Annotated in this window: 22 protein-coding genes and 2 tRNA genes; 2 read left to right on the forward strand and 22 right to left on the reverse strand. The window is 66.8% G+C overall.

Annotated features, from left to right (window positions below; all coding sequences use genetic code 11):
- Positions 1–65: 65 nt before the first annotated feature.
- The 15 genes from pnp to rlmE all read right to left on the reverse strand — a co-directional run bounded on the left by pnp (position 66) and on the right by rlmE (position 15631).
- On the reverse strand, positions 66–2198 hold the full coding sequence (gene pnp, locus C4S71_RS19115; protein WP_086510453.1) for a polyribonucleotide nucleotidyltransferase: 2133 nt from the start codon (positions 2196–2198) through the stop codon (positions 66–68).
- Between the two features lie 169 nt (positions 2199–2367).
- Complete coding sequence (rpsO, locus tag C4S71_RS19120) at positions 2368–2637, reverse strand: 30S ribosomal protein S15 (RefSeq protein WP_086510454.1); 270 nt, start codon at positions 2635–2637, stop codon at positions 2368–2370.
- Between the two features lie 103 nt (positions 2638–2740).
- On the reverse strand, positions 2741–3658 hold the full coding sequence (truB, locus tag C4S71_RS19125) for a tRNA pseudouridine(55) synthase TruB (RefSeq protein WP_103970225.1): 918 nt from the start codon (positions 3656–3658) through the stop codon (positions 2741–2743).
- Positions 3658–4074: a 30S ribosome-binding factor RbfA gene (gene rbfA / locus C4S71_RS19130; RefSeq protein ID WP_086510456.1), complete on the reverse strand. Its 417-nt coding sequence runs from the start codon at positions 4072–4074 to the stop codon at positions 3658–3660. Before rbfA ends, truB begins: the two co-directional genes overlap by 1 nt.
- Positions 4075–4092: 18 nt before the next feature.
- Positions 4093–6621: a translation initiation factor IF-2 gene (infB, locus tag C4S71_RS19135; protein WP_103970226.1), complete on the reverse strand. Its 2529-nt coding sequence runs from the start codon at positions 6619–6621 to the stop codon at positions 4093–4095.
- 27 nt (positions 6622–6648) lie between these two features.
- The gene (nusA, locus tag C4S71_RS19140) at positions 6649–8142 is read right to left on the reverse strand and encodes a transcription termination factor NusA (RefSeq protein WP_086510458.1); all 1494 of its coding nucleotides are present in this window, start codon (positions 8140–8142) and stop codon (positions 6649–6651) included.
- A gap of 52 nt (positions 8143–8194) precedes the next feature.
- Entirely contained in the window at positions 8195–8656 is a 462-nt protein-coding gene (gene rimP, locus C4S71_RS19145; RefSeq protein WP_010625701.1) for a ribosome maturation factor RimP, read from the reverse strand.
- A 214-nt stretch (positions 8657–8870) separates the two neighbouring features.
- A tRNA-Met gene (locus C4S71_RS19150) sits at positions 8871–8947 on the reverse strand.
- Positions 8948–9084: 137 nt separating this feature from the next.
- Positions 9085–9171 (reverse strand) — tRNA-Leu (locus C4S71_RS19155).
- Between the two features lie 25 nt (positions 9172–9196).
- A complete protein-coding gene (gene secG / locus C4S71_RS19160; protein ID WP_103970227.1) occupies positions 9197–9556 on the reverse strand; it encodes a preprotein translocase subunit SecG in 360 nt (119 codons plus the stop codon).
- 4 nt (positions 9557–9560) lie between these two features.
- Positions 9561–10310, reverse strand: coding sequence for a triose-phosphate isomerase (gene tpiA / locus C4S71_RS19165; protein WP_086510460.1), 750 nt, complete (start codon positions 10308–10310; stop codon positions 9561–9563).
- A gap of 72 nt (positions 10311–10382) precedes the next feature.
- Entirely contained in the window at positions 10383–11732 is a 1350-nt protein-coding gene (gene glmM, locus C4S71_RS19170) for a phosphoglucosamine mutase (protein WP_103970228.1), read from the reverse strand.
- Complete coding sequence (folP, locus tag C4S71_RS19175; protein ID WP_438583456.1) at positions 11725–12591, reverse strand: dihydropteroate synthase; 867 nt, start codon at positions 12589–12591, stop codon at positions 11725–11727. Before folP ends, glmM begins: the two co-directional genes overlap by 8 nt.
- Before the next feature lie 83 nt (positions 12592–12674).
- Positions 12675–14696, reverse strand: coding sequence for an ATP-dependent zinc metalloprotease FtsH (ftsH, locus tag C4S71_RS19180; protein ID WP_086510463.1), 2022 nt, complete (start codon positions 14694–14696; stop codon positions 12675–12677).
- A gap of 224 nt (positions 14697–14920) precedes the next feature.
- Positions 14921–15631: a 23S rRNA (uridine(2552)-2'-O)-methyltransferase RlmE gene (rlmE, locus tag C4S71_RS19185; RefSeq protein ID WP_086510464.1), complete on the reverse strand. Its 711-nt coding sequence runs from the start codon at positions 15629–15631 to the stop codon at positions 14921–14923.
- A 164-nt stretch (positions 15632–15795) separates the two neighbouring features.
- On the opposite strand from rlmE, the gene yhbY reads away from it, so the two are divergent.
- The gene (yhbY, locus tag C4S71_RS19190; protein ID WP_086510465.1) at positions 15796–16122 is read left to right on the forward strand and encodes a ribosome assembly RNA-binding protein YhbY; all 327 of its coding nucleotides are present in this window, start codon (positions 15796–15798) and stop codon (positions 16120–16122) included.
- A 131-nt stretch (positions 16123–16253) separates the two neighbouring features.
- On the opposite strand, the gene greA is transcribed toward yhbY, so the two are convergent.
- The 4 genes from greA to dapB form a co-directional block, all read right to left on the reverse strand.
- A complete protein-coding gene (gene greA / locus C4S71_RS19195) occupies positions 16254–16730 on the reverse strand; it encodes a transcription elongation factor GreA (protein ID WP_086510466.1) in 477 nt (158 codons plus the stop codon).
- On the reverse strand, positions 16727–19957 hold the full coding sequence (gene carB / locus C4S71_RS19200) for a carbamoyl-phosphate synthase large subunit (protein ID WP_103970230.1): 3231 nt from the start codon (positions 19955–19957) through the stop codon (positions 16727–16729). The genes greA and carB overlap by 4 nt, the downstream gene beginning before the upstream one ends.
- 55 nt (positions 19958–20012) lie before the next feature.
- Positions 20013–21158 (reverse strand): glutamine-hydrolyzing carbamoyl-phosphate synthase small subunit, encoded by a 1146-nt coding sequence (gene carA / locus C4S71_RS19205; RefSeq protein ID WP_191224040.1) that lies wholly within the window; start codon positions 21156–21158, stop codon positions 20013–20015.
- A gap of 256 nt (positions 21159–21414) precedes the next feature.
- Entirely contained in the window at positions 21415–22221 is an 807-nt protein-coding gene (dapB, locus tag C4S71_RS19210) for a 4-hydroxy-tetrahydrodipicolinate reductase (RefSeq protein ID WP_103970232.1), read from the reverse strand.
- A gap of 132 nt (positions 22222–22353) precedes the next feature.
- Here dapB and C4S71_RS19215 point away from each other — a divergent pair, with 132 nt between their 5' ends.
- Positions 22354–24330 carry an MBL fold metallo-hydrolase gene (locus C4S71_RS19215; protein WP_103970233.1) on the forward strand — a complete coding sequence of 659 codons (1977 nt, stop codon included), beginning with the start codon at positions 22354–22356 and terminating at the stop codon, positions 24328–24330.
- On the opposite strand, the gene C4S71_RS19220 is transcribed toward C4S71_RS19215, so the two are convergent.
- The 3 genes from C4S71_RS19220 to dnaJ all read right to left on the reverse strand — a co-directional run bounded on the left by C4S71_RS19220 (position 24327) and on the right by dnaJ (position 26840).
- The gene (locus tag C4S71_RS19220) at positions 24327–25238 is read right to left on the reverse strand and encodes a DMT family transporter (RefSeq protein ID WP_235014633.1); all 912 of its coding nucleotides are present in this window, start codon (positions 25236–25238) and stop codon (positions 24327–24329) included. The genes C4S71_RS19215 and C4S71_RS19220 overlap by 4 nt on opposite strands.
- Positions 25235–25516: a DUF2218 domain-containing protein gene (locus C4S71_RS19225; protein ID WP_086510472.1), complete on the reverse strand. Its 282-nt coding sequence runs from the start codon at positions 25514–25516 to the stop codon at positions 25235–25237. The genes C4S71_RS19220 and C4S71_RS19225 overlap by 4 nt, the downstream gene beginning before the upstream one ends.
- Positions 25517–25691: 175 nt before the next feature.
- On the reverse strand, positions 25692–26840 hold the full coding sequence (gene dnaJ, locus C4S71_RS19230) for a molecular chaperone DnaJ (protein ID WP_103970234.1): 1149 nt from the start codon (positions 26838–26840) through the stop codon (positions 25692–25694).
- Positions 26841–26923 lie beyond the last annotated feature (83 nt).

Here is a 26923-nt window from a genome sequence, read left to right on the forward strand (position 1 = left end):
ACTCCAAAAAACCGCCCCCATGGCCAGGCCATGGGGGCGGTTCGCATTACGGCGTCGAGTGCGGCTTACAGCGCGACTTCGGCCTCGGCGGCTTCGAACGCAGCCTTCTCTTCCGCGCTGATCTCCTTGATGGTGAGCTTCACGCGGTTGCGGTTGTCGATGTCGAGCACCTTGACCACCACCTCGTCACCCTCGTTGAGGAAATCACGCACGTCGTTGACCCGCTCGGGCACGATCTGCGAGATGTGCACCAGACCGTCGGTCCCCGGCATGATGTTGACGAAGGCGCCGAAGTCGGCGATGCGCACCACCTTGCCGCGGTAGAGCTTGCCGATCTCGGCCTCGGCGGTGATCGACAGCACGATGTCGATGGCCTTCTTGGCCGCCGCCTTGTCCTCGGCGTAGATGCGCACGGTGCCGTCGTCGTCGAGATCGATGGAAGCGCCGGTGTCCTCGCAGATCTTGCGGATGGTGGCGCCACCCTTGCCGATGACGTCGCGGATCTTCTCCGGATCGATCTTGATGGTGGCCATGGAGGGCGCGTTCTCGGAGACCTCGGCGCGACTCTGGCCGATTACCGCGTTCATCTGCTCGAGGATGTGCAGGCGGGCCTCGTGGGCCTGCTGCAGGGCGATCTCCATGATCTCCTCGTTGATGCCCTCGATCTTGATGTCCATCTGCAGCGCAGTGACACCGGCGGCGCTGCCGGCCACCTTGAAGTCCATATCGCCCAGGTGGTCCTCGTCACCGAGAATGTCGGTGAGCACGGCAAAGCCGCTGTCGTCCTTCACCAGGCCCATGGCAATGCCCGCCACCGGCGCCTTCATCGGCACGCCGGCATCCATCAGCGCCAGCGAGGCGCCGCAGACGGAGGCCATGGAGCTGGAGCCGTTCGACTCGGTGATCTCGGAGACCACGCGAATGGTGTAGGGGAAATCCGCCTCGTCGGGCAGCATGGCCTGCACGCCGCGGCGCGCCAGACGGCCGTGGCCGATCTCGCGGCGCTTGGGACCGCCCATGAAGCCGGCCTCGCCCACGCTGTAGGGGGGGAAGTTGTAGTGCAGCAGGAAGCGGTCCTTGCGCTCGCCTTCCAGCGATTCGATCAGCTGGGCGTCGCGCAGGGTGCCCAGGGTGGCGATGACGATGGCCTGGGTCTCGCCGCGGGTGAAGATCGCCGAGCCGTGGGTCTTGGGCAGGCTGCCCACCTCGATGGCCAGCGGCCGCACGGTCTTGTGATCGCGTCCGTCGATACGCGGCTCGCCCTTGATCACGCGCGAACGCACCGTCTTCTTCTCGAGACCGGCGAAGGCACCCTTGACCTCGTCGGCGTCGAACTTGCCCTCTTCCTCACCGGCCAGCTGCTCAACCGCCTGCTCCTTGAGCGCAGCGAGCGCATCCTGACGCGCCATCTTGTCGGTGATGCGATAGGCTTCGCCGACCTTGGCCTCGAAGGCAGCGGCAATGGCCTGCTTGAGCGCAGTGTTCTCGGCGGGGGGCTGCCAGTCCCACTTGGGCTTGCCGGCTTCGGCGGCCAGCTCGTTGATGGCGCGGATGGCGACCTGCATCTCCTGGTGGCCATAGAGCACGGCACCCAGCATCTCGTCCTCGAGCAGCTCGTCGGCCTCGGACTCGACCATCAGCACGGCCTTCTCGGTGCCGGCGACCACCATGTCCAGTTCGGAGCTGGCCAGCTCTTCCACGGTGGGGTTGAGGAAGTAGCCCTTCTCCTCGTCGAAGCCCACGCGGGCGGCACCGATGGGGCCGTTGAACGGCACGCCGGAGATCGCCAGGGCCGCGGAGGTGCCGAGCATGGCGGCAATGTCCGGATCATGGTTGCGGTCGGTGGAGAGCACCGTACAGATGACCTGCACCTCGTTCATGAACCCCTTGGGGAACAGCGGACGGATGGGGCGGTCGATCAGCCGCGAGGTGAGGGTCTCCTTCTCGGTGGGACGTCCCTCACGCTTGAAGAAGCCGCCGGGGATCTTGCCCACTGCGTAGGTCTTCTCCTGATAGTGCACGGAGAGCGGGAAGAAATCCTGCCCGGGCTTGGTGTCCTTGCGGGCCACCACGGTGCACAGCACCACGGTTTCGTCCATGGTGACCATGACGGCACCAGTGGCTTGGCGGGCAATGCGCCCGGTTTCCAGGGTGACGGTGCTGCGACCGTATTGAAACGTTTTCTTGACCGGATTCACGGCGACTTCCTTCAACTTGTCTCTACTTCATGTATGGGTCGTTTTTGACTCGGCGACCATTTTAGGGGTTGACGCGCGCGAGAGCCACCTATACCACCGATTTCACCCCTGGAAACGCAAAACGGGCAGCCCCATGGGGCTGCCCGTTTCGTTTCCAGCTTCGCGTCGTTTAACGACGCAGGCCGAGGCGCTGGATCAATGCCTGATAGCGCGCCAGGTCCTTGCGCTTCAGGTAGTCCAGCAGCTTACGGCGCTGGTTGACCATGCGGATCAGGCCACGACGGGAGTGGTGATCCTGCTTGTTGGTCTTGAAGTGGTCCTGCAGGCCATCGATGTTGGCGCTCAGCAGGGCCACCTGAACCTCGGGGGAACCGGTGTCGTTGTCGCCACGGCCGAATTCCTTGACGATCTCGGCCTTCTGTTCAGCGGTAAGTGCCATCTGTATCTCCAGTAAGCAATATGCCTGAAACGTGAATGTGTGAGACCACGCATATTTGCAGTCTCGGGCGTCTCTCCCTACAGGGCAGCGCTTGCGCCACCCCTCACTCGGCTGCCGTATTGAGCAGCCGCTTCGGCGCCACCTCCTGTGGCCCCGTCACCACGCCGAGCCCGATGAAGGTCTCGCCGCAGTAGAGTCTCGCCAGCTTGCCGGCCTGTTCGCCGCCGGCATCGACGCTGGCCGCCTGGCCGTGCACGAGCCGCTGTCTGGCGCGCTCGTCGACGTCGAGCCTGGGCAGATGCGCCACCAGCACGTCGACCGGCAGCAGCGCCGCCTCGCGCTCATCCTGACCCGCCAGCGCTTCCAGCGCCTCGATGGGCAGCATGCCCTCGCTGTCGAAGGGACCGGTGCCCAGACGCCGCAGGGCGGTGATGTGCGCCCCACTGCCGAGCGCCCGGCCGATGTCCTCGGCCAGGGTACGCACATAGGTGCCCTTGCTGACCCGGACTTCCAGCTCGAAGGCATCGCCCTCGAAGGCAAGCAGCCGGGCATCATACACCGTCACGCGGCGCACTGCACGCTCGACGCTCTTGCCCTCGCGGGCCAGCTCGTAGAGCTTGCGCCCCTGATGCTTGAGCGCCGAATACATCGGCGGCGTCTGCTCGATCTCGCCGCGAAAGCGCTCGAGCACGCGCTCGACGTCCGCCGCCGTCAGCGACGGCACCGCACAGCGCTCGATCACCTCGCCCTCGGCGTCGCCGGTGTCGGTCACCGCGCCCAGTTGTACCCGGGTGCGATAGACCTTGTCGGCCTCGAGCAGGTGCGCCGAGAACTTGGTCGCCTCGCCCAGGCACACCGGCAGCAGCCCGGTGGCCATCGGATCGAGGGTGCCGGTATGACCCGCCTTCTGCGCCTGCAGCAGGCGTCGCACCCGCTGCAGGGCATGGTTGCTCGAGGCGCCCTTGGGCTTGTCGAGCAGCAGCACGCCATTGACCGGCAGACCGCGACGGCGCCGTGCCATCAGCCGCGCTCTCCTTCGTCGCCATCGGCCGGGCCGTGCTCGTCGTCGCCGTGGCGGGCACGGTCGCTGGAGACGGCCTCGTCGATCAGCGAGGAGAGCCGCTGGCCGCGCACCACGCTCTCGTCGTAGTGGAAGCGCAGCTCCGGCACGTGACGCAGCTTGATGCGCCGGGCGATCTGACTGCGCAGGAAGCCCGCCGCCTGCTTGAGGACCTTGAGGTTCTCCTTGATGCGCTCGGGGCTGTCCTCGCCCAGCAGGGTCACGTAGACGTCGGCATAGCCGAGGTCACGGCTGACCGTGACCCCGCTGACGGTGACCATGCCCAGGCGCGGGTCCTTGACCTCGCGCTGGATCAGCACGGCCAGCTCCTTCTGCAGCTGGTCGCCGACCCGGTCGGTACGCTTGAACTCGCGCATGCACTACTCCCGCTGCGATTACAGCGTCCGCTCGACCTTGACCTGGTCGAAGACCTCGATCTTGTCGCCGACCTGGACGTCGTTGTAGTTCTTGACGCCGATGCCGCACTCCATGCCGCTACGCACTTCCTGCACGTCGTCCTTGAAGCGGCGCAGCGACTCGAGCTCGCCCTCGTAGATGACGACGTTGTCGCGCAGCACGCGGATCTTCTTGTTACGGAAGACGGTGCCCTCGACCACCATACAGCCGGCCACGGCGCCGATCTTGGGCGCGCGGAAGACGTCGCGAACCTCGGCCACGCCGACGATCTCTTCCTTCCACTCCGGTGCCAGCATGCCGCTCATGGCCTGCTTGACCTCGTCGATCAGCTGGTAGATGACGCTGTAGTAGCGCAGGTCCAGCCCTTCGCGCTCGATGATCTCACGGGCAGCGGCATCGGCACGCACGTTGAAGCCGACCACGATGGCCTCGGAGGCCAGCGCCAGGTTGGCGTCGGTGCCGGTGATGCCGCCCACGCCGGAGGAGACCACGGAGACCTGTACCTCGTCGGTGGAGAGCTCCTCGAGGGCGCCCTTGATCGCTTCCAGCGAGCCCTGCACGTCGGCCTTGAGCACGATGTTGACCTTGGCCACCTCGTCCTGGCCCATCTGGCTGAACATGTTCTCCAGCTTGGCCTTCTGCTGACGTGCCAGACGCACCTCGCGGTACTTGCCCTGACGGAAGTTGGCGACCTCGCGGGCCTTCTTCTCGTCGGCCACGACCATGAAGTCGTCACCGGCATCCGGCGTGCCGTCGAGACCCTGGATCTCCACCGGCATGGCGGGACCTGCGGTATCGACCTGCTGACCGAGTTCGTTGGTCAGCGCGCGCACGCGGCCGTAGTGCAGGCCGGCCAGCACGATGTCGCCCTTCTTCAGGGTGCCGTTCTGGACCAGTACGGTGGCCACCGGACCGCGACCCCGGTCGAGGCGCGACTCGACCACCACGCCCTTGCCGGGCGCTTCCGGCACTGCCTTGAGCTCGAGCACCTCGGAGACCAGCTGGATCGCCTCCAGCAGATCCTCGATGCCTTCACCGGTCTTGGCCGAGACGTGGACGAACTGGGTGTCGCCGCCCCACTCCTCGGAGATGACACCGTGCTGGGACAGCTCGTTCTTGACCCGGTCCGGGTCGGCCGACGGCTTGTCGATCTTGTTGACCGCCACCACCATGGGCACGTCGGCCGCCTTGGAGTGCTCGATCGCCTCGATGGTCTGGGGCATGACGCCGTCGTCGGCCGCCACCACCAGGATGACCACGTCGGTGGCCTTGGCACCGCGAGCACGCATGGCGGTGAACGCCGCATGGCCCGGGGTATCGAGGAAGGTCACGCCGCCGTGCTCGTCCTCGACGTGGTAGGCGCCGATGTGCTGGGTGATGCCGCCGGCCTCGCCGGTGGCCACCTTGGCCTTGCGGATGTAGTCGAGCAGCGAGGTCTTGCCGTGGTCGACGTGACCCATCACGGTGACCACCGGTGAACGGGTGATCTCCTCGCCCTCGTAGGAGATGCCTTCGAGCATTTCGGTCTCGAGGGCGTCGTCCTTGATCAGCTTGGGCTTGTGGCCCATCTCCTCGACCACGATGGCCGCGGTGTCCTGATCGATGGTCTGGTTGATGGTCACCGCCGCGCCCATGGTGAACATGGTCTTGATGACCTCGTTCGCCTTGATCGACATCTTGTCGGCCAGTTCGGCGACACTGATCGATTCGGGGATGGTGACCTCACGCACGATCGGCTGCGTCGGCTTCTGGAAGCCGTGCTTGCCGCCGCCGCTCTGGGTGGCACCGCGGCGGCCGCCGCGACGCTCGGCGCGCTTGACCTTCTTGCCGCCGCCACGGCGACGCTCTTCGCGATCGCCACGGTCGTCGTCGTCGCGGTCGTGACGGCCCTTCTTGGCCGAGGCCTTCTTGGGCGGCGCGGTACGACGGTCGGTACGGCCCTCCTTGGGCGGCGCCGGCGGCTCGGGCTGGGCGGCCGTCTCTTCTTCCGGCTCCTCCAGCTCGGGCACCGCAATCTCGGGCTCTTCGGCCTTGGGGGCTTGAACGGCCTCGGCAGCTTCGGCCTTGGCGGCCTCTTCGCTGGCGGCCTGCTCGGCGGCGCGCGCCTTGGCCTCCTCGGCCTCGCGCTTGGCCTGGGAGTCGGCCATGTCGCCTACCAGCTGGCGCGGCCCGCTCTCTTCCATCGGCTCCGGCTTGGGCGCCTCTTCCTCTTCGGCGCGCTTGACGTAGGTACGCTTCTTGCGCACCTGCACCTCGATGGTCTTGCCGCGCTCGCCGGTCTTGATCTTGCTGCGCGTCTTGCGCGTCAGCGTGATGCGGTTGCGCGCACCGGCACCGGTGCCGCCGTGGCTCTTGGTCAGGTAGTCGAGCAGCTTGCGCTTGTCCTCCTCGGACACAGCGTCGCCCTCCGACTTGTGCTCGAGCCCGGCTTCTTTCATCTGTTCCAGCAGGCGGGGCACGTCGCGCCCTACCTTCGCTGCAAAATCCTTAACGGTCATTTCCGACATCTCGACCCTCCTCAGCCCGTGACCCGTTTACTGTTCGTTCTCGAACCAGGGCGCACGGGCAGTCATGATCAGTGCTGCAGCGCGCTCCTCGTCCATGCCCTCGATGTCCATCAAGTCGTCGACGGACTGCTCGGCGAGATCCTCCATGGTAACGATGCCCCGGCTGGCCAGGATGAAGGCCAGATGACGCTCCATGCCATCCATCTCCAGCAGGTCGTCGGCCGGCTGAGCGCCGTCGAGTTCCTCTTCGGAGGCGATGGCCAGCGTCAGCAGCTCGTCCTTGGCGCGGGCACGCAGCTCTTCCACCAATTCTTCGTCGAGCTCCTCGATCTCGAGCATCTCCTCGAGGGGCACGTAGGCGATCTCTTCCAGCGTGGTGAAACCCTCTTCCACCAGCAGCCGGGCGAGGTCGTCCTCGATCTCCAGATGCTGAATGAAGTTCTCGACCAGGCTGTCGATTTCCTGCTCGCGCTTGTCCTCCGCCTCGCTCTCGGTCATGACGTTGATCCGCCAGCCGGTGAGCTCGGAAGCCAGGCGCACGTTCTGCCCGCTACGGCCGATGGCCTGAGCCAGGTTGTCCTCGGCCACGGCCACGTCCATGGCATGCGCATCCTCGTCGACCAGGATCGAGCCGACATCGGCGGGTGCCATGGCGTTGATCACCAGCTGAGCGGGATTGTCGTCCCACAGGATGATGTCGACTCGCTCGTTCTGCAGCTCGCTCGACACCGCCTGGACGCGGGAACCGCGCATGCCGACGCAGGCGCCGACCGGATCGATGCGGCGGTCGTTGGTCTTGACCGCGATCTTGGCCCGCGAGCCCGGGTCGCGTGCCGCGCCCTTGATCTCGATGAGCTGCTCGGCGATCTCCGGCACCTCGATCTTGAACAGCTCGATGATCAGCTCCGGGCAGGTACGCGACAGGATCAGCTGCGCGCCACGCGCCTCGGCATCGACCTTGAGCAGCAGTGCGCGAACGCGATCGTTCATGCGGTAGCGCTCGCCGGGGATCATCTCGCTGCGCGGCAGGAACGCCTCGGCGTTGTCGCCCAGGTCGATGATCAGGCCGTCGCGGGTGGTCTTCTTGACGATACCGGCGACCAGCTCACCCTCGCGCTCGGCGTACTGCCGTACCACCTCGGCCCGCTCGGCCTCGCGCACCTTCTGCACGATGACCTGCTTGGCGGTCTGGGCGGCGATACGACCGAAGGCGGCATTCTCGATCTGCTCCTCGACCACGTCACCCAGCTTGAGCGGCGGCTCGCGACGCGCGGCGAAGGACTCCTTGATCTCGGCGTCGGGATTCTCGAACTCGTCGTCTTCCACCACTTCCCAGCGGCGGAAGGTCTCGTAGTCGCCCGTTTGACGGTCGATGTGCACGCGCACGCTGACCTCGCGACCTTCGAAGCGCTTGCGTGACGCGCTGGCCAGCGCCGCCTCCACCGCCTCGAAGATCACTTGACGCGGTACGCCCTTCTCGTTGGAGATCGCATCGACGACCATCAGAATTTCTTTACTCATGCCTTTGCCTCGCCAGAAAACCTGTTCTTGTGCACCGAACCTGGCCTGCGCCTCAGTCCTCGAATCGCGGAACTACCCGTGCCTGATCGATGCTTTCGATAGGAAAGCAGTACTCCTCGCCGTCGAGCTGCAGCAAGACCTCGTCTTCCTCGATACCGGCCAGCAGCCCCTGGAACTTGCGCCGTCCGTCGAAGGCCACGCGCAGCTTCAGTGCCACCTCGTGCCCGGCGTAGCGCGCGAACTGATCGAGGGTGTACAGCGGACGATCCATACCCGGTGACGACACCTCCAGGCGATACTCGCCCGGGATGGGATCTTCCACGTCGAGCACGGCACTGACCTGACGGCTCACGTCGGCGCAGTGGTCCACGCTCACACCGTCGGCATGATCAATGTAGATCACCAACTGGGAGTGCTTGCCCTGGGGGCGATATTCGATGCCCCAGAGCTCGAATCCCATGGCGGTGACCACCGGTTCGATCAGCGCATGCAGCGCAGCGTCCTTGAGTGCCACAGAGAAAGCTCCTACAGCCGTTGCATCAGGCACCTGGCCGGGAGTGAACAGGAAAGCTAGGTGGCTGATTGGCGTTGCCCGGATAAGCCCTGCCGACCCATGCCGGCAGTAAGCTGCTAACAAAAAGCCCCTTCGCAGGAAGGGGCCTTTCACAAGAAACCTGTAGTACCACTTTCGCCACTCTGCATCCCCCGAAGGGACGCCTAGCCGAAAATGGTAGCGGGGACCGGATTTGAACCGATGACCTTCGGGTTATGAGCCCGACGAGCTACCAGACTGCTCCACCCCGCAACATTCCAGGTCGGCGATTGTAGGCGTGGACAGCGCTTGCGTCAAGGAGACTTGCGCTAGACGCGGGCCTGCAATCTTCCTGGTGCCAATCCTGCTTCTGACGACTCGCGATCCCAACGGGTTCGCAGCGTTTCAGATGGTGCCGAAGGCGGGACTTGAACCCGCACGACCGTAAGGTCACTACCCCCTCAAGATAGCGTGTCTACCAATTCCACCACTTCGGCTTGCTTGACTGCCGGAACCGCGACCTCAGTCGTCGCTTTCCTCCAGCACTGGCGCGGTATTATCCACGTCACGGGCTTCGTCGTCAAGCGTCGGCAAGCCGCGCTGCTGCTCGATCAGGCGCGCATCGGGGATGCCCGCTTCCGGCGCCTGCCCGGCCTGGGTGGCGAAGTAGGCCAGGGTCAGTGAAGTGGCGAAGAAGGCCGCAGCCAGCACCGCCGTGGTACGCGAAAGAAAACCGCCGGTCCCGCGCGAGCCGAAGACGGTCTGCGAGGCACCGCCACCGAAGGCGGCACCGGCTTCGGCGCCCTTGCCCTGCTGAAGCAGGATGAGAACGACCAGGGCGACGGCAATCGCCACATGGATCATGAGAATGGCAACTTGCATGAGTTCAACCTGCTGACTGACAAATGGCTAGGAAATCGTCGACCTTGAGCGAAGCACCGCCCACCAGGCCGCCGTCGATGTCGGGCTGAGCCAGCAGCTCAGCCGCGTTGTCGGCATTCATGCTGCCGCCGTAGAGCAGACGCAGGCCCGCCGCCAGAGCACGATCATAGCCGGCCTGGTATTCGCGAATACCGGCCATGACCTCCTGGGCCTGCTCGGGCGTGGCCGTGCGCCCGGTACCGATCGCCCAGACCGGCTCGTAGGCGATGACGACACGCTCACGCTGATCGGGCTCCAGGCGGGCCATCACATAGCCTACCTGACGCAGCACCACCTCCATGGTCTTGCCGGCATCGCGCTCTTCCAGCGTCTCGCCCACACACAGAATCGGGGTGATCCCCACGTTCAGCGCGGCCAGCAGCCGGTCGAGCACGGCCTCGTCGTCCTCGCGATAGAGCTGACGACGCTCGGAGTGGCCCGCCAGGGCGTACTCCACGCCGAACTCCTTGAGCATCCGCCCGCTCACTTCGCCGGTGCGGGCACCGGAGTGCAGCGGGTTCAGGGTCTGCGCCCCCAGGCGGATCGGCGTGCCCTCGAAGGCGCGCCGCGCCGCGTCCAGATAGGGGAAAGGCGGCAGAACGACCACGTCCAGCGACGCCGGGAGCGTCTTTTCGGCAAAACGATGACCGAACTCCTCGACCAGCGCGGCCGAACCGTTCATCTTCCAGTTCCCGGCAATCAGCGGCGTGCGCATGCTGCGTCCTCTTTCAAAGTGGAGCGAAATGGTATAGGAGGTGCCTAGTCAAGACAACCGTTGCAGCGGTTGTCAACCCAACTCGCCCTCGACCTGAGCGGCGAGGCGCCGTGCCAATCCCTCGACATCGAGGTGCGCGCGCCCTTCGACCATGACGCGAATCAGCGGCTCCGTGCCCGAAGGGCGCAGCAGTACGCGCCCCTCGTCGCCCAGCTCCGCCTCCGCCTCGGCCACGGCATCCTTCACTGCCGGACTCGCCATCAATGCCTTGGCATCGCTGCCCGGCGTCAGGCGCACGTTGACCAGCACCTGCGGCACCTTCTCCAGCCCGGCAAGCAGCGTGTGCAGGGGCTTGCCCTCGCTGATCATGATCGCCAGCACCTGCAGCGCCGAGACGATGCCGTCACCGGTGCTCTGCACGTCGGCGCAGACGATATGACCGGAAGATTCGCCGCCCAACTGCCAGTCGTTGGCCAGCAGGCGCTCGACCACGTAGCGGTCGCCGACCTTGGCGCGCTCGAAGGGAATGTCCATGTTCTCGAGCGCCATGGCCAGGCCGAAGTTGGTCATCAGGGTACCGACCACGCCGCCCACCAGTTGGCCACGCTGATGACGGTCGCGGGCGATCAGGTAGAGGATGTCGTCGCCGTCGATCTCGCGACCGTCGGCATCGACCATCAACACCCGGTCGCCGTCGCCGTCGAAGGCGATGCCCAGATCGGCACTCTGCTGGATTACCGCCGCGCGCAGGGTGGCCGGCGAGGTGGAACCGACGTCGCGATTGATGTTGAGGCCGTCGGGACTGGCCCCGACCAGGCTGACCTCGGCGCCCAGTTCGCGGAACACGCTGGGGGCGATGTGGTAGGTGGCGCCATGGGCACAGTCGAGCACCATGCGCAGCCCGTGCAGGCTGACCCGGTTGGGGATGGTCGACTTGCAGAATTCGATGTAGCGGCCGGCGGCATCGTCGATGCGCATCGCCTTGCCCAGCTTGTCCGCCGCCACCGTGGTCAGCGGCTCGTCCAGCATCGCCTCGATACGCTCTTCGAGCTCATCGGCGAGCTTGGTGCCCGCGGTGGAGAAGAACTTGATGCCGTTGTCGGCAAAGGGGTTGTGCGACGCCGAAATGACGATGCCGGCATCGGCACGGAAGGTGCGCGTGAGGTAGGCGATGCCCGGGGTGGGCATCGGCCCGAGCAGCGCCACGTCGACGCCGGCGGCGGAGAGCCCCGCCTCCAGGGCCGATTCGAACATGTAACCCGAGATACGCGTGTCCTTGCCGATCAGCACGCGAGCGCGCCCCGACTCACGGGCCAGCACCCGTCCCACGGCCCAGCCCAGCTTGAGCATGAAATCCGGCGTGATGGGGTACTCGCCGACCGTCCCACGAATGCCATCCGTACCAAAGTATTTTCTAGTCATTCTCGCAGCCTTCCCTAAGCACGGCCCAAGTCATGTTCACCGCATCCATGGCAGGGCCAACGTCATGGACGCGCAGGATACGTGCACCGCGCTCGATCGCCAGCGACGCCAGCGCCAGCCCGCCGGGCAGGCGCTCCTCCACCGGCCGGCCCAGCACCTTGCCGATCATGCTCTTGCGCGACATGCCCACCAGCAGCGGCAGCTCCAGGGCGGCCAGCCGCTCCATGCGGTTGAGCAGGCGCAGATTGTGCTCCACGGTCTTGCCGAAGCCGAAGCCGGGGTCGAGCAGCAGCCGCTCGCGGCGCAGCCCGGCCGCCTCGCAGGCCGCCACCCGCGCGGCGAGGAAGCCGGCCACCGCTTCTTCGATGGGTTCATCATAGTGAGGGGCTTGCTGCATGTCGCGAGGCTCGCCCTGCATGTGCATCAGGCATACCGGCAGGCCGGTGGCCAGTGCCGCCTCCAGCGCCCCCTCGCGCTGCAGGGCACGCACGTCGTTGAGCATGCCGGCGCCCAACTGTGCGGCCTGCCGCATCACCTCAGGATTGCTGGTGTCCACCGACACCAGCGCATCGAGTTCGCACACCAGGCGCTCGACCACCGGCGCCACGCGGTCCAGCTCCTGCTGAGTGGACACCGGCTGCGAGCCGGGGCGGGTCGATTCGCCACCCACGTCGATGATCGCCGCGCCCTCCGCCAGCATGCGCTCGGCGTGACGCAGGGCATCGTCGATGGCGACATGACGGCCGCCGTCGGAGAAGGAGTCGGGAGTGACGTTGAGAATCCCCATCACACGGGGGTAGGAGAGGTCCAGACGATGCCGCCCACACGGCAGCCAAATCGCTGAAGGAGAATCTGTCATGTCATGCATCCTGTGACATGGGTCGGGTCAGGTCGCCCCACGGCAAAGGCGCCCCGGTGGGGCGCCTGTGTCGGCATTGCGGTTCACGAACCGGCGGGACCGCCCAGCGGATCGGAGGGGCGGCGGCGAGGCTCGTCGTCCTCATCCTCATCGCCGTGGTCTCCGCCATCACCGCCGTCGCCACCGCTGTCGGTCGGCTGCGGCGCCGGCTCCGCTTCGGGCTTGGGCTCCGCCTCGCCGGTCACCGGGGCGCCGGTGCCGGAGTCGCCGTCTTCCCAATCCTTCGGCGGACGCGGCGTGCGGCCTTCCATGATGTCCTTGAGCTGGTCGGCGTCGATGGTCTCGTACTGCATCAGCGCCTCGGCCATGGCGTCGAGCTTGTCGCGATTCTCCTCAAGAATCTGCTTGGCCTTGGCGTAGCACTCGTCGATGACCTTGCGCACCTCCTTGTCGAGCTTGGAGACGGTCTCGCCGGACTTCAGCTTGCCGCCGCCCTGGCCCGGGCCGCCGAGGAACTGATGCGACTCGTCCTCGTCGTACATGATCGGGCCCATCTCCTCGGAGAGGCCCCACTTGGCGACCATGTTGTGGGCCAGCTCGGTGGCGCGCTTGATGTCGTTGGAAGCCCCGGTGGTGACACCGTTCGGCCCCAGGGTCATCTCCTCGGCGATACGGCCGCCGAACAGCGAGCAGATCTGGCTGAGGATCTGCTGGCGCGACAGGCTGTAGCGATCCTGCTCGGGCAGGAACATGGTCACGCCCAGGGCGCGGCCGCGCGGGATGATGGTGACCTTGTAGACCGGGTCGTGCTCCGGCATCACCAGACCGATGATGGCATGGCCCGACTCGTGATAGGCGGTGTTGAGCTTCTCCTTGTCGGTCATGACCATGGAGCGGCGCTCGGCGCCCATCATGATCTTGTCCTTGGCCAGCTCCAGCTCCTCCATGCCCACCAGGCGCTTGTTGCGCCGTGCGGCGAACAGCGCCGCCTCGTTGACCAGGTTGGCCAGGTCGGCACCGGAGAAACCGGGGGTACCGCGGGCGATCAGCGACGGCTTGACGTCGTCGGCCAGCGGCACCTTGCGCAGGTGCACGTTGAGGATGTGCTCACGGCCGCGGATGTCGGGCAGCGGCACCACCACCTGACGGTCGAAGCGGCCCGGGCGCAGCAGCGCCGGGTCGAGCACGTCGGGACGGTTGGTGGCGGCGATGACGATGATGCCCTCGTTGGCCTCGAAGCCATCCATCTCCACCAGCAGCTGGTTCAGTGTCTGTTCGCGCTCGTCGTTGCCGCCGCCCATGCCGGCACCGCGCGAACGGCCCACGGCATCGATCTCGTCGATGAAGATGATGCAGGGGGCCTGCTTCTTGGCCTGCTCGAACATGTCGCGCACGCGGGACGCACCCACGCCGACGAACATCTCGACGAAGTCGGAGCCGGAGATCGAGAAGAACGGCACCTTGGCCTCGCCGGCGATGGACTTGGCCAGCAGCGTCTTACCGGTGCCCGGCGGCCCCACCATCAGCACGCCGCGGGGAATGGTGCCGCCCAGGCGCTGGAACTTGGAGGGGTCGCGCAGGAAGTCGACCAGCTCCTCGACCTCCTCCTTGGCCTCGTCGCAGCCGGCGACATCGGCGAAGGTAGTCTTGATCTGATCCTGGGAGAGCAGCTTGGCCTTGGACTTGCCGAAGCTCATCGGCCCGCCCTTGCCGCCGGCGCCACCCTGCATCTGGCGCATGAAGAACATGAAGATGGCGAGAATCAGCAGGATCGGGAAGCTGGCGATCAGCAGCCGCGTCCACAGGCTCTGCTCCTGGGGCTCCCTGCCGACCACGGTGACGTTGTTGGAGAGCAGATCGTCGATCAGCTTGGGATCCTCCGCCGCCGGCCGGATGGTCTGGAACTGCGAACCGTCGGCCCGCTCACCGGTGATGCGGTAGCCGTCGATGGTCACGCTGCGGATCTGCTGGTTCTGCACCTGCTGGACGAACTGGGAGTAGTTCATCGACTGCGGTGTCGTGTCGACGGTGAAATTGTTGAACACCGTCAGCAGCACGGCTGCGATGACCAACCAGAGGATCAGATTCTTCGCCATATCATTCAAGGGTCTACCCTCATTGCAAGCTACTCTCGGCCAACGATGCCTGGCTCTAAGACCACGAATGGAGAGGCCATGTTCCGCCTCGCGGGCCGTACCCGCACCATCCCACACTGTGGCACAGTTGGGCGGCCATGTCTGGCCATAGCGCTATTAGTCTAAAGCTATTGTCGATCGCCCAGGGCCGGCGCCGCCGCACCCTGGCTCGTGTCGTCGGGCCGAGCCGCGGCTCAGCCCCGAAATCCGTCTGCCAGCAGGTAGACTTCGCGCGAGCGGGCGCGGGACGCCTCCGGCTTGCGTGTCACCACCTTGGCAAAACTCTCGCGCAGCTCCTTCAGATAGGCATCGAAGCCCTCGCCCTGGAACACCTTGGCCAGGAAGCGACCGCCGGGGCGCAGGGTCTGGCGCGCCAGGTCCAGCGCCAGCTCCACCAGGTACATGGCCTGGGGCTGGTCGATGGCGCTCATACCACTCATATTGGGGGCCATGTCGGACATAACAAGGTCCACCGGCCTGCCATCGAGGACGGCGAGTATCGCCTCCAGCACGGCCTCCTCGGTGAAGTCGCCCTGAATGAACTCGACGCCGGCCAGGGCATCCATCTCGAGGATGTCCGAGGCGATCACCATGCCTTCAGGGCCTACGCGGTCGGCCGCCACCTGACTCCAGCCGCCCGGGGCCGCGCCCAGGTCGATCACGCTCATGCCGGGCTTGAACAGCCGGTCCTTCTCGTCGAGCGCCAGCAGCTTGTAGCTGGCACGGGAGCGATAGCCGTCCTGCCAGCTCTGCTGCACGAAGCGGTCGTCGAAGTGCTCCTTGAGCCAGCCGGCGCTGCTCTTGCTGGCACTGCTCTTGCCTGCGCTGCCCTTACTGGCACCAGGCTGCTGGCGGCGCGAGCCGTCGGATGCGCCGTTGCGGGACGAGGAAGTGGATCGAGCCACACGATCACCTTGACTGAAGACGCCGAGCAGAGCGCAGACATGCCGGCCCGGTTCGGAATGACGCGGAGCTGGACGAGGGCCCGGTGGGCCTTGCCATGCTTTCGCCGGCGCGCATTTCACCGTACCATGACAGGTTACGCGCAACCGGGAAGACGCAAGATACCATGAGCTTGTCACAGGCACAAAAGAAAGCATTTCGCAGCATCGGCCACCACCTCAACCCGGTGGTGACGGTGTCGGAGAACGGTGTCTCCGAGGGGGTGCTGGCGGAACTCGACCGGGCGCTCGCCGATCACGAACTGATCAAGGTGAAGCTGGCCCTGGCCGAACGCGACGATCGCGCCGCCATGCTCGAGGAGCTGCTGGCGGCCAGCGGCGCCGAGCGCGTGCAGACCATCGGCAAGATGGCGCTGCTCTACCGCAAGAGCCCCCAGGCCAACCCGAAGCTCTCCAACATCAAGCGCTTCGAGAACCACCACGGGCGCCACTAGGCGCTGACGCGCCAGCGGCGAGCCCCGGGCTCCGGGCTCCGGGCCGCGAGCAACTTCGCAAAAGCCCGCGACAAACTGTCGCGGGCTTTTTCTGGCTCGTAGCTCGTAGCTCGTAGCTCGTAGCTCGTAGCTCAGCGATGCTCGACGCTGGATATCTCGTACTCGACCTCGCCGCCCGGCGTGCTGACCACCACCACGTCGCCTTCCTCCTTGCCGATCAAGGCACGGGCAATGGGCGAGGTGACGGAGATCTTGCCGGCCTTGATGTCGGCCTCGTCCTCGCCGACGATCTGGTAGCTCACCTCCTCGTCGTTGCCGAGGTTGATCAGCTCCACGGTGACGCCGAAGATCACCTTGCCGGTCTGCGGCAGCTTGGCTACGTCGATCACCTGGGCGTTGGAGAGCTTGCTCTCGATCTCCTGGATACGCCCCTCGATGAAGCCCTGCTGTTCGCGCGCCGCGTGGTACTCGGCATTCTCCTTGAGATCGCCGTGTTCACGCGCCTCGGCGATGGCCGCGATCACCTTGGGGCGCGCCTCGCTCTTGAGCTCCTCGAGTTCCTTGCGCAGGCGTGCTTCGCCGGCAACGGTCATCGGGACCTTGTTCATTGCGTTGCTCCTGCATGCAGTTCCTGTAGCCGCCGCACCGTGATCTCGTTGCCATACTCCAGCGCCATGCAAACGGCACTCGCCCCTGCCAGGGTAGTGGCATAGGGCACCTTGCGGGCCAGTGCGGTGCGACGGATCACCGACGAGTCGTTGATCGCCTGGCGACCCTCGGTGGTATTGACGATGTAGGCGATGTCGTCGTTCTTGAGCAGATCGACGATATGCGGACGACCTTCATAGACCTTGTTGACGACCTCCACCTCGAGGCCAGCGGCTTCGAGGGCTGCGGCAGTGCCGCGAGTCGCGCACAGGGTGAATCCCAATCCTAGCAGAGAACGGGCGATCTCGATAACTCCCGCCTTGTCCGGTTCGCGCACCGAGAGGAACGCCTTGCGCTCGCCGGTCAGCGCCGGGATCGCCTCGCCGGCGCCCAGCTGCGCCTTGTAGAAGGCCTCGGCGAAGGTCTCGCCAGAGCCCATCACCTCGCCGGTGGACTTCATCTCCGGCGACAGGATCGGATCGACCCCGGGGAACTTGTTGAACGGGAACACCGCCTCCTTGACGCTGTAGAAGTGCGGCACGATCTCGCGGGTGAAGCCCTGCTCGGCCAGGGTCTTGCCGGCCATGCAGCGGGCGGCGACCTGGGCCAGCGAGGTGCCGATGCACTTGGAGACGAAGGGCGCGGTGCGCGAGGCGCGCGGGTTGACCTCGATGACGTAGATCTCGCCGTCCTGCCACGCCAGCTGCACGTTCATCAGACCCACCACGCCGAGCTCGACGGCCATGCGCTTGACCTGCTCGCGCATCTCGTCCTGCACCTCGGCGGGCAGCGAGTAGGGCGGCAGTGCACAGGCGGAGTCGCCGGAGTGCACGCCGGCCTGCTCGATGTGCTGCATGATGCCGCCGATCACCACTTCGTGGCCGTCGGAGACGGCGTCGATGTCGATCTCGATGGCGGCATTGAGGAAGTGGTCGAGCAGCACCGGCGAGTCGTTGGAGACCTTGACCGCGTGGGTCATGTAGTTCTCCAGCTCGTCGGCGGAGTAGACGATCTCCATGGCGCGCCCGCCGAGCACGTAGCTCGGCCGCACCACCAGCGGGTAGCCGATCGCCTCGGCCTTGGCGAAGGCCTCGTCGAAGCTGCGCGCAGTGGCGTTGGGCGGCTGCTTGAGGCCCAGCTTGTCGATCATCTGCTGGAAGCGCTCGCGGTCCTCGGCGCGGTCGATGGCGTCCGGGGTGGTGCCGATGATCGGCACGCCGGCGGCCTCGAGCTCGCGGGCCAGCTTGAGCGGGGTCTGGCCGCCGAACTGCACGATCACGCCGACCGGTTTCTCCTTGTCGGCGATCTCGAGCACGTCCTCCAGGGTCACCGGCTCGAAGTAGAGGCGGTCGGAGGTGTCGTAGTCGGTGGAGACGGTCTCCGGGTTGCAGTTGACCATGATGGTCTCATAGCCGTCGTCGCGCATGGCGAAGGCGGCGTGAACGCAGCAGTAGTCGAATTCGATGCCTTGACCGATACGGTTGGGCCCGCCGCCCAGCACCATGATCTTCTGACGATCGCTGACCTCGGCCTCGCACTCCTCCTCGTAGGTGGAGTACATGTAGGCGGTGTCCGAGGCGAACTCGGCGGCGCAGGTGTCGACGCGCTTGTAGACCGGGCGGATGCCGGCCTTCTGGCGCGTGCGGCGGAACTCCTTCTCGGAGACGCCGAGCAGCTTGGCCAGGCGCGCATCGGAGAAGCCCTTGCGCTTGAGCCGGAACAGCTCCTGGGCGCTGAGTTCGGAGAGCGAGCGCTTGGCCACGTCGTGCTCGATGCGCACCAGCTCCTCGAGCTGGACCAGGAACCAGGGGTCGATGTTGGTCAGGGTGAAGATCTCTTCCACGCTCAGACCGGCGCGCATGGCGTCGGCGATGTAGAAGATGCGCTCGGCGCCGGCGGCCTGCAGCTCACCCTTGATGTGCTGCATGGCCTCTTCGGTGAACTCGCTCACCTTGGGGTCGAGGCCGTCGTTGCCGGTCTCGAGCCCGCGCAGGGCCTTCTGCAGCGACTCCTGGAAGGTACGCCCGATGGCCATCACCTCGCCCACCGACTTCATCTGGGTGGTGAGGCGGTCGTTGGCCTGGGGGAACTTCTCGAAGGTGAAGCGCGGAATCTTGGTGACCACGTAGTCGATGGAGGGCTCGAACGAAGCCGGGGTGCGGCCGCCGGTGATGTCGTTGGAGAGCTCGTCCAGGGTGTAGCCCACCGCCAGCTTGGCGGCGATCTTGGCGATCGGGAAGCCGGTGGCCTTGGAGGCCAGCGCCGAGGAGCGCGACACCCGCGGGTTCATCTCGATGACCACCATGCGCCCGGTCTTGGGGTCGACGCCGAACTGCACGTTGGAGCCGCCGGTCTCGACGCCGATCTCGCGCAGCACCGCAAGCGATGCGTCGCGCATGATCTGGTACTCCTTGTCGGTCAGCGTCTGCGCCGGGGCCACGGTGATGGAGTCGCCGGTGTGCACGCCCATGGGGTCGAAGTTCTCGATCGCACAGACGATGATGCAGTTGTCGTTCTTGTCACGAACGACCTCCATCTCGTACTCCTTCCAGCCCAGCAGCGACTCGTCGATGAGCAGCTCCTTGGTGGGCGAGAGGTCGAAGCCGCGATCGCAGATCTCCTCGAACTCCTCCTTGTTGTAGGCCACGCCGCCACCGGAGCCGCCCATGGTGAAGGAGGGGCGGATGATCACCGGGAAGCCGAGTTCGGCCTGGATCTCCCAGGCCTCTTCCATGGAGTGGGCGACCTTGGCCCGCGGGCACTCCAGGCCGATGTTCTTCATCGCCTTGTCGAAGCGGTCGCGGTCTTCGGCCTTGTCGATGGTGTCGGCGTTGGCGCCGATCATCTCCACGCCGTACTTTTCCAGCACGCCGTGCTTGTCGAGCGCCAGCGCGCAGTTGAGCGCGGTCTGGCCGCCCATGGTGGGCAGGATGGCGTCGGGGCGCTCGGCCTCGATGATCTTCTCCACCGCCTGCCAGGTGATCGGCTCGATGTAGGTGGCGTCGGCCATCACCGGGTCGGTCATGATGGTGGCCGGGTTGGAGTTGACCAGGATGACCCGGTAGCCCTCCTCGCGCAGCGCCTTGCAGGCCTGGGCGCCGGAGTAGTCGAATTCGCACGCCTGGCCGATGACGATGGGGCCGGCGCCAATGATCAGGATGCTGTTTATGTCGGTACGCTTGGGCATGTCGGTTCCCGCGGCTGGATTCGTTGAAATCAGGCGATAAGACGATGGGAGCCGCTCAGCGGCGCTCGCGCATCATCGTCACGAAGCGGTCGAACAGCGGCGACACGTCGCGCGGTCCGGGGCTCGCTTCCGGGTGGCCCTGGAAGCTGAAGGCCGGGCGGTCGGTCAGCTCGATGCCCTGCAGCGTGCCGTCGAACAGCGAGCGGTGAATGGCGCGCACGTTGCCCGGCAGGCTCGCCTCGTCGACGGCGAAGCCGTGGTTCTGGCTGGTGATCATCACGTGACCGCTGTCGAGGTCCTGCACCGGGTGGTTGGCGCCGTGGTGGCCGTGGTTCATCTTCACCGTCTTGGCACCGGCGGCCAGCGCCAGCAGCTGGTGGCCGAGGCAGATGCCGAACACCGGCACGTCGGTCTCGAGGATCTCCTGGATCGCCTTGATGGCGTAATCGCAGGGCGCGGGGTCGCCGGGGCCGTTGGCCAGCAGGATGCCGTCCGGGTTGCGCGCCAGCACGTCGCTGGCCGGAGTCTGTGCCGGCACCACGGTGAGACGGCAGCCGCGGGAGGCCAGCATGCGCAGGATGTTGTACTTCACGCCGTAGTCGTAGACCACCACGTGGAAGGGGCGCTCGCTGCCACTGGCATCGACGTTACCCTGGCCCAGCACCCACTCTGCCTCGTTCCACTCGTAGGCCTGCTTGCAGCTGACTTCCTTGGCCAGATCCATGCCCTTGAGCCCGGGAAACGCCCGCGCCGCGGCCAGCGCACGCTCGACGGCGTCTTCGCCCTCGGCCTCGGCGCCGGCCAGGATGGCACCGTTCTGGGCACCCTTGTCGCGCAGGATGCGGGTCAGGCGGCGGGTGTCGATGTCGGCGATGCCGAGCACGTTCTGGCTCTTGAGGTAGTCGGAGAGCGACTGCTCGGAGCGGAAGTTGCTGGCGATGAGCGGCAGGTCGCGAATCACCAGGCCGGCGGCGGCGATCGAGCCCGACTCGACGTCTTCGGCGTTGACGCCGGTGTTACCGATGTGCGGGTAGGTCAGGGTCACGATCTGTCGAGTGTAGGAGAGGTCGGTGAGGATCTCCTGATAGCCGGTCATGGCCGTATTGAACACCACCTCGCCGCTGGTTTGCCCATCGGCGCCGATGGCGGTGCCGTGAAACACACTGCCGTCTTCCAGGGCCAGTATCGCGGGTCTGCTCAATGCGGGGCTGTTCAAGACAAGGTCCTCCCATGCTGATGCGAGCCTGAGGGGCGCAGGCTCGGCGGCTATCGTCGCGGCGACAGATTTGGCTCGTAAAAAAGCGGGACGAAGCCGATGGAACCGGTTTCATCCCGCTTGTTGTCTCTGTTTGCTCGGGGCTGGCCACGCAACAAGCGCGCAGTTGGACTGCTGTATTTCAGGCGCCCGGCCAAAATTTTGGAGATGTTACAGGATTCTGCCCTTCTCGACCACCCCTTTAGTCCAATCCGAGCACGTCCTGCATGCCGTATCGACCGCTTTCCTGGTCGGCCACCCAGCGCGCCGCCCGCACCGCGCCCTTGGCGAAGGTCATGCGGCTAGAGGCCTTGTGGGTGATCTCGATGCGCTCGCCCTCGGTGGCGAACATCACCGTGTGCTCACCGACGATGTCGCCGGCGCGCACCGTGGCGAAACCGATCTCCTTGGGGTCCCGCGGCCCGCACTGGCCGACACGCTCGAACACGCCGTGCGCCTTGAGCGTGCGCCCCAGCGCCTCGGCCACCACTTCGCCCATCTTCAGCGCGGTGCCGGAGGGCGAGTCGACCTTGTGGCGGTGGTGGGCCTCGATCACCTCGATGTCGTAGCCCTCGTCGCCCAGCGCCCGGGCCGCGGTCTCGAGCAGCTTGAGGGTCAGGTTGACCCCCACGCTCATGTTGGGGGCGAAGACGAAGGGCAGCCGCTCGCGGTAGCCGTCGAGCTCGGCCAGCTCGTCGTCGGAGAGCCCGGTGGTGCCGATCACCATGCGCTTGCCGTGCGCCGCGCAGAAGGCCAGGTTGGCCAGCGTGACCCGGGGCGCGGTGAAGTCGATCAACACGTCGAAGTCGTCGACGATGGCGTCGAGGGAGTCCACCGCGGCGACACCCAGCTTGCCGAGCCCCGCCAGCTCGCCAATATCGGCCCCGGCCAGCGAACTGCCCGGCTCGACGATACCGCCGGCCAGGGTGGCGCCGGCATCCTCCTGCACGGCGTTGACCAGGGTGCGGCCCATGCGGCCGGCGACACCGACGATGGCGATACGGGTCATGCGGACTCCTGCGAAAGCTGACGAGTGGGGATCGAGGCAGTATATCAGAGCCAGGGCCCGCCTGGCCGAGCGCTTGGGCAGCGACGGCGGAATCGCCCACACTGGGCATGACGACACCACTCAAGGAACGCCATGTCTGAGTCGATGCCGCCCGACACCACCCGTGCAGCCGCCCTGCTCGAGCTGCTCGAACGTCATCCGCGCGTGCTGCTCACCGGCCCGCCCGGCAGCGGCAAGAGCACCCTGGCGCGGAGCACGGCGACAGCCCTGGCCGAGCGCGGCCAGGTGTGCCGCTGCCTGGCCGCCGACCCCGGCCTGCCCGGCTTCGGCCCGCCCGGCGCCGTGTGCCTGGGGCGCTGGGACGAGCGCCTGGACGACTGGCAGCTGGAGGCCATCGAGGCGCTCGCCACCCTGGACAGCGCCCGCTTCCGCCTGCCGCTGACAGAAGCCGTACGCCACATGGCCGCGCAGGTCGACGAGGGGCCGCTGCTCATCGACGCCCCCGGCGTAGAGCGCGGCATCGGCGGTGCCGAGCTGCTGCTGACACTGGCCAGCGCCGGCCGGGTGAGTGCCGTGGTACGCCTGGCACCGGCGCAGGTGAGCGACCCGTATCCCCATGAACGCGCCGCCCTCGGCCTGGCGACGCTGAGCCTGCCTGCGCACCCTCAGGCGCGCCACCCCGGCAAACAGCTGCGCCGCCAGTGGCGCACCGCCGCCTGGGATGCCTATCTCCACAGCGCCGAGGCGCGGGAGCTCGAGCTGTCGGCGCTGACCATCGTCGGCGCCCCGCCGCCCGGCGACGCGCCTCATGCCTGGCCAGGGCGTCAGATCGGCCTGCTCGATGCCGGCGGGGCGACCCTGGCCATGGGCGAAGTGTTCGCTCTGGTGGGGGATTGGCTCAGCGTGCGCACTCCGCCCCTGACGGGCACGCCGCGTACCCTGGTGATTCGCGATGCCCGGCGCAGCGCCGAAGGACAGCTCGGCACGGCGCGCCCTCACCCTCGCTCCTCGGCCGCATCCGGTGAAGCGCCGGCGCTCTCGTACACTCCTCAGGAGAGCGCCACCGGCCCCCGCCCGACGCTGCGCCTCGATGGCCTGCGCGCCACGCTGGTCAACGGCGTGTTCGGCGACCCGCTGCTGCATCTGCGCCTGCGCCACCGCAAGCGCAGCCTACTGTTCGACCTAGGCGACCCCGGCCGGCTGCCGGCGCGGCTGGCCCACCAGATCAGCGACGTGTTCATCAGCCATGCCCATGTCGACCACATCGGCGGTTTCCTATGGCTGCTGCGCTCGCGCATCGGCGACTACTCGGCCTGCCGGGTCTACGGCCCGCCCGGACTCGCCGCTCACCTGGACGGCTTTCTGCGCGGCATCCTGTGGGACCGGGTCGAGCAGAAGGCGCCTCGCTTCGAGGTCTTCGAGCTGCACGGTGAACGCCTGGCCCACTATCGGCTCGTCGCCGGCCAGCCGATGCAGGCGCGCTCACCGCGCGAGGTCGACGACGGCGTGATCCACGCCGAGCCCAGCTTTCGCGTGAGAGCGGTCACCCTCGACCACGGCACCCCGGTACTGGCCTTCGCCTATGAGCCGGCGACCCAGCTCAAGGTGCGCAAGGAGCGCCTGAACGCACACGGCTGGGCGCCCGGCCCCTGGCTGGGCGAGCTCAAGCAGCGCGCGCAGGAAGGCGGCGACGCAGGCGAGATCGCCCTGCCCGACGGCAGCCGTCAGCCCGTCGCCGGGCTGGCCGAGCAACTGCTGTTCGCGCAGCCAGGCCAGCGCCTGGTCTATGCCACCGACTTCGGCGACACACCGGAGAACCGCAAGCGCCTGTGTGCGCTTGCCCACGGCGCCGAGGTGCTGTTCTGCGAGGCTTCGTTTCGTGAAGACCAGGTCGAGCAGGCCCGGCGTACCGGCCATCTGACCGCCCGCGCCTGCGGCGAGATCGCCGCCGCGGCCGGGGTCGGCCAACTGGTGCCGTTCCACTTCTCGCGCCGTCACGTGGAGGACGTGAGCGAGCTCTACGCCGAGATTCGCCGCCATTTTCCGCGGCTGGCCGCCACGCCGGGCAGCGAGAGCACCGACGAGCAGCACGACGACGTGGAAGGCTAGCCTGGCTCCTGCCTGCCGTCCTGGCGCAGCAGCAGCCCGATGGCGGTGAGCACCAGCGCGCTGCCCGGCAGCCAGTGCCAGCCGAGCTGCTCGGGGGCGGTGGCGAACAGCAGCAGCATGGAGACGAATGGCACCATGTAGCCGTAGGCGGTCACGGCTCCTGGGGTGAGCACCGCCGTGGCGCGCTGCATCAGCCAGAAGGTGAGCGCGCTGGAGAAGAGCCCGAGATAGACCACCAGGGCCAGATCCTGCCAGCGCATGGCGACGAGGTGGGTAGCCGGCTCGATGGCGAGCCCCAGCAGGCCGATGGCGATCCCGCCCAGCCCCAGACTCCAGAAGGTGCGCACCGCCGCGGACTCGGGCAGCCACTGCCGCGCCAGCCCCCACTTGCTCAGCACCGGGTAGAGCGCCGACGACACGCAGCCGAAGAAGAACACCGCCTCGCCGATCCCCACCCGCATGCCTTCACCGTGGCTGCGGGCCTCGGCGAAGGCGAGCGCCAATGCCCCGGCGGCGCCCAGCGCAAGGATGGCCGGCAGCTGCCAGCCCAGCCGCTCGACGCGAAAGCCCAGCCCCAGCAGGTAGGCCAGCAGCGGCACGGTGACGTAGAGGGTGGCCATGGAGAGCGCGGTGGCGTGATGGGCGGCCCAGAACATGGCACCGAAGAAGCCGGCCAGGCACAGCCCCATCAGCGTGTAGAGCGGCAGCAACCGCCAGGTGGGCAGGAAGTCGGACGAGCGCCGCGCCAGCCACCACAGCCCGGCACAGGCGATGGCGAAACGTAGCGCGGTGAGCGACAGCGGCGGCAGCTCGCTCATCAGCCCCACGGCGGGAAACGACAGCCCCACCAGCAGGGCCCACAGCAGCATGCCGAGGTGGGCCAGGCGGGGCGACGGCAGGGTGCTCAATTTTCCCAGACGATGGCCAGTTCCTCGTCACCCGCCATGCGCTGCAGGTGGGAATCCACCACGCCCTCGAGGCGGTCGAGCACCTCATCGTCCAGCGCCTCGATGGCCACCAGCAGCTTGCCCGGCTCGACGCGCATGACGCAGGAGCCGCCCTCGAACGCCACGCGGCTCTGCTCCTCGCCCTGCTCCACTTCCAGCTTGTGCGCCCAGTGCTTGCACAGCCGTTTCATCACCCTCGCCCCGGACTCGGTGGCGATCTCGGCACGCGACATCGGCATAGCAACGATCTCCATTCGTATCTGAGCCAACAGACTAAGATGCCGGAGCGGGTTGGCGCCAGCCCCGATGCGCAGCGCAGGGCGGAACGCCGGGTTCGAAGGAACCGTCCACGCCGAAAACGCAAAAGCCCCCGACACCGCAAGGGCTCGGGGGCTTGCGTGGCGCACTTCCGCCTTACGGCTTCATGTCCTCGAAGAACTTCTTCACGCCGTCGAAGAAGCCGCTCTTCTTGGGCGAGTGGTGGGCGCTGTTGCTGCCCCCCAGGCTCTCCTGGAACTGACGCAGCAGCGCCTTCTGGTCTTCGCTGAGGTTGACCGGGGTCTCCACCACCACCTTGCACAGCAGGTCGCCGGGCGGACCGCCGCGTACCGGCTTGACGCCCTTGCCGCGCAGGCGGAACAGCTTGCCGGTCTGGGTCTCGGGCGGGATCTTGAGCTTGACCCGGCCGTCCAGGGTGGGCACTTCGAGCTCGCCGCCCAGCGCAGCGTCGACGAAGTTGATCGGCACCTCGCACTGCAGGTGCTTGCCGTCGCGCTGGAAGATTCGGTGCGGCTTGATCGCCACCTGCACGTAGAGATCGCCGGGCGGGCCGCCGTTGATGCCGGACTCGCCCTCGCCGTTGAGACGAATGCGGTCGCCGGTATCGACCCCGGCGGGAATCTTCACCGACAGGGTGCGGGTCTCGCGCACGCGGCCTTCGCCGTGGCACTTGTGACACGGCACCTTGATGTGCACGCCGCTGCCGTGACAGGTGGGGCAGGTCTGCTGCACGGCGAAGAAGCCCTGCTGCATGCGCACCTGGCCCAGGCCGTTACAGGTGGGGCAGGTCTCCTTGGTGGAGCCAGGCTCGGCGCCCTCGCCGTCGCAGCGGCTGCACTCCACGTGACGCGGCACGCGGATGTCCACCGTGGTACCGGCCACCGCACTCTCGAGGTCGAGTTCGAGGTTGTAGCGCAGGTCGCTGCCGCGCTGCGGCGCATGGGGGCTGCGCCGGCCGCCGCCACCGAAGATGTCGCCGAACACGTCGCCGAAGATGTCGCTGAAGCCGCCGGCACCCGCGCCGCCGAAGCCGCCCGCACCGAAACCGCCGGCCTGGCCATCTACGCCGGCATGGCCGAACTGGTCGTAGGCGGCACGCTTCTCGCCGTCGGAAAGGATCTCGTAGGCCTCGGAGACCTCGCGAAACTTCTCGGCGGCCTTGTCGTCATCCGGATTGCGGTCCGGATGGTACTTCTGCGCCAGCCGTCGGTAGGCCTTCTTGATCTCTTTGGTGTCGGCCCCTCGCTCGACGCCGAGCACCTCGTAATAATCGCGTTTGGACATGGGTCCATGCGCCTCCTGGTCTAGGCAGTGCTGCCCGATCCGCGGAAACGGCAACGCGGGAGTCGTCCCCCCGCGCTACCGTC

Origin of the sequence: Billgrantia desiderata (assembly GCF_900108215.1) — a bacterium.
Classification (GTDB): Bacteria; Pseudomonadota; Gammaproteobacteria; order Pseudomonadales; family Halomonadaceae; genus Halomonas; species Halomonas desiderata.

Coding starts and splice junctions, on each gene's coding strand:
- C4S71_RS19225 (WP_086510472.1), bottom strand. CDS start 25,516: ATGCCGATGTCGCGTGCCGAGATCGCCACCGAGTCCGGGGCGAGGGTG.
- dnaJ (WP_103970234.1), bottom strand. CDS start 26,840: ATGTCCAAACGCGATTATTACGAGGTGCTCGGCGTCGAGCGAGGGGCC.
- secG (WP_103970227.1), bottom strand. CDS start 9,556: ATGCAAGTTGCCATTCTCATGATCCATGTGGCGATTGCCGTCGCCCTG.
- dapB (WP_103970232.1), bottom strand. CDS start 22,221: ATGACCCGTATCGCCATCGTCGGTGTCGCCGGCCGCATGGGCCGCACC.
- C4S71_RS19215 (WP_103970233.1), top strand. CDS start 22,354: ATGTCTGAGTCGATGCCGCCCGACACCACCCGTGCAGCCGCCCTGCTC.
- rbfA (WP_086510456.1), bottom strand. CDS start 4,074: ATGCGCGAGTTCAAGCGTACCGACCGGGTCGGCGACCAGCTGCAGAAG.
- truB (WP_103970225.1), bottom strand. CDS start 3,658: ATGGCACGGCGCCGTCGCGGTCTGCCGGTCAATGGCGTGCTGCTGCTC.
- yhbY (WP_086510465.1), top strand. CDS start 15,796: ATGAGCTTGTCACAGGCACAAAAGAAAGCATTTCGCAGCATCGGCCAC.
- tpiA (WP_086510460.1), bottom strand. CDS start 10,310: ATGCGCACGCCGCTGATTGCCGGGAACTGGAAGATGAACGGTTCGGCC.
- glmM (WP_103970228.1), bottom strand. CDS start 11,732: ATGACTAGAAAATACTTTGGTACGGATGGCATTCGTGGGACGGTCGGC.
- greA (WP_086510466.1), bottom strand. CDS start 16,730: ATGAACAAGGTCCCGATGACCGTTGCCGGCGAAGCACGCCTGCGCAAG.
- rpsO (WP_086510454.1), bottom strand. CDS start 2,637: ATGGCACTTACCGCTGAACAGAAGGCCGAGATCGTCAAGGAATTCGGC.
- folP (WP_438583456.1), bottom strand. CDS start 12,591: ATGACAGATTCTCCTTCAGCGATTTGGCTGCCGTGTGGGCGGCATCGT.
- infB (WP_103970226.1), bottom strand. CDS start 6,621: ATGTCGGAAATGACCGTTAAGGATTTTGCAGCGAAGGTAGGGCGCGAC.
- carB (WP_103970230.1), bottom strand. CDS start 19,957: ATGCCCAAGCGTACCGACATAAACAGCATCCTGATCATTGGCGCCGGC.
- nusA (WP_086510458.1), bottom strand. CDS start 8,142: ATGAGTAAAGAAATTCTGATGGTCGTCGATGCGATCTCCAACGAGAAG.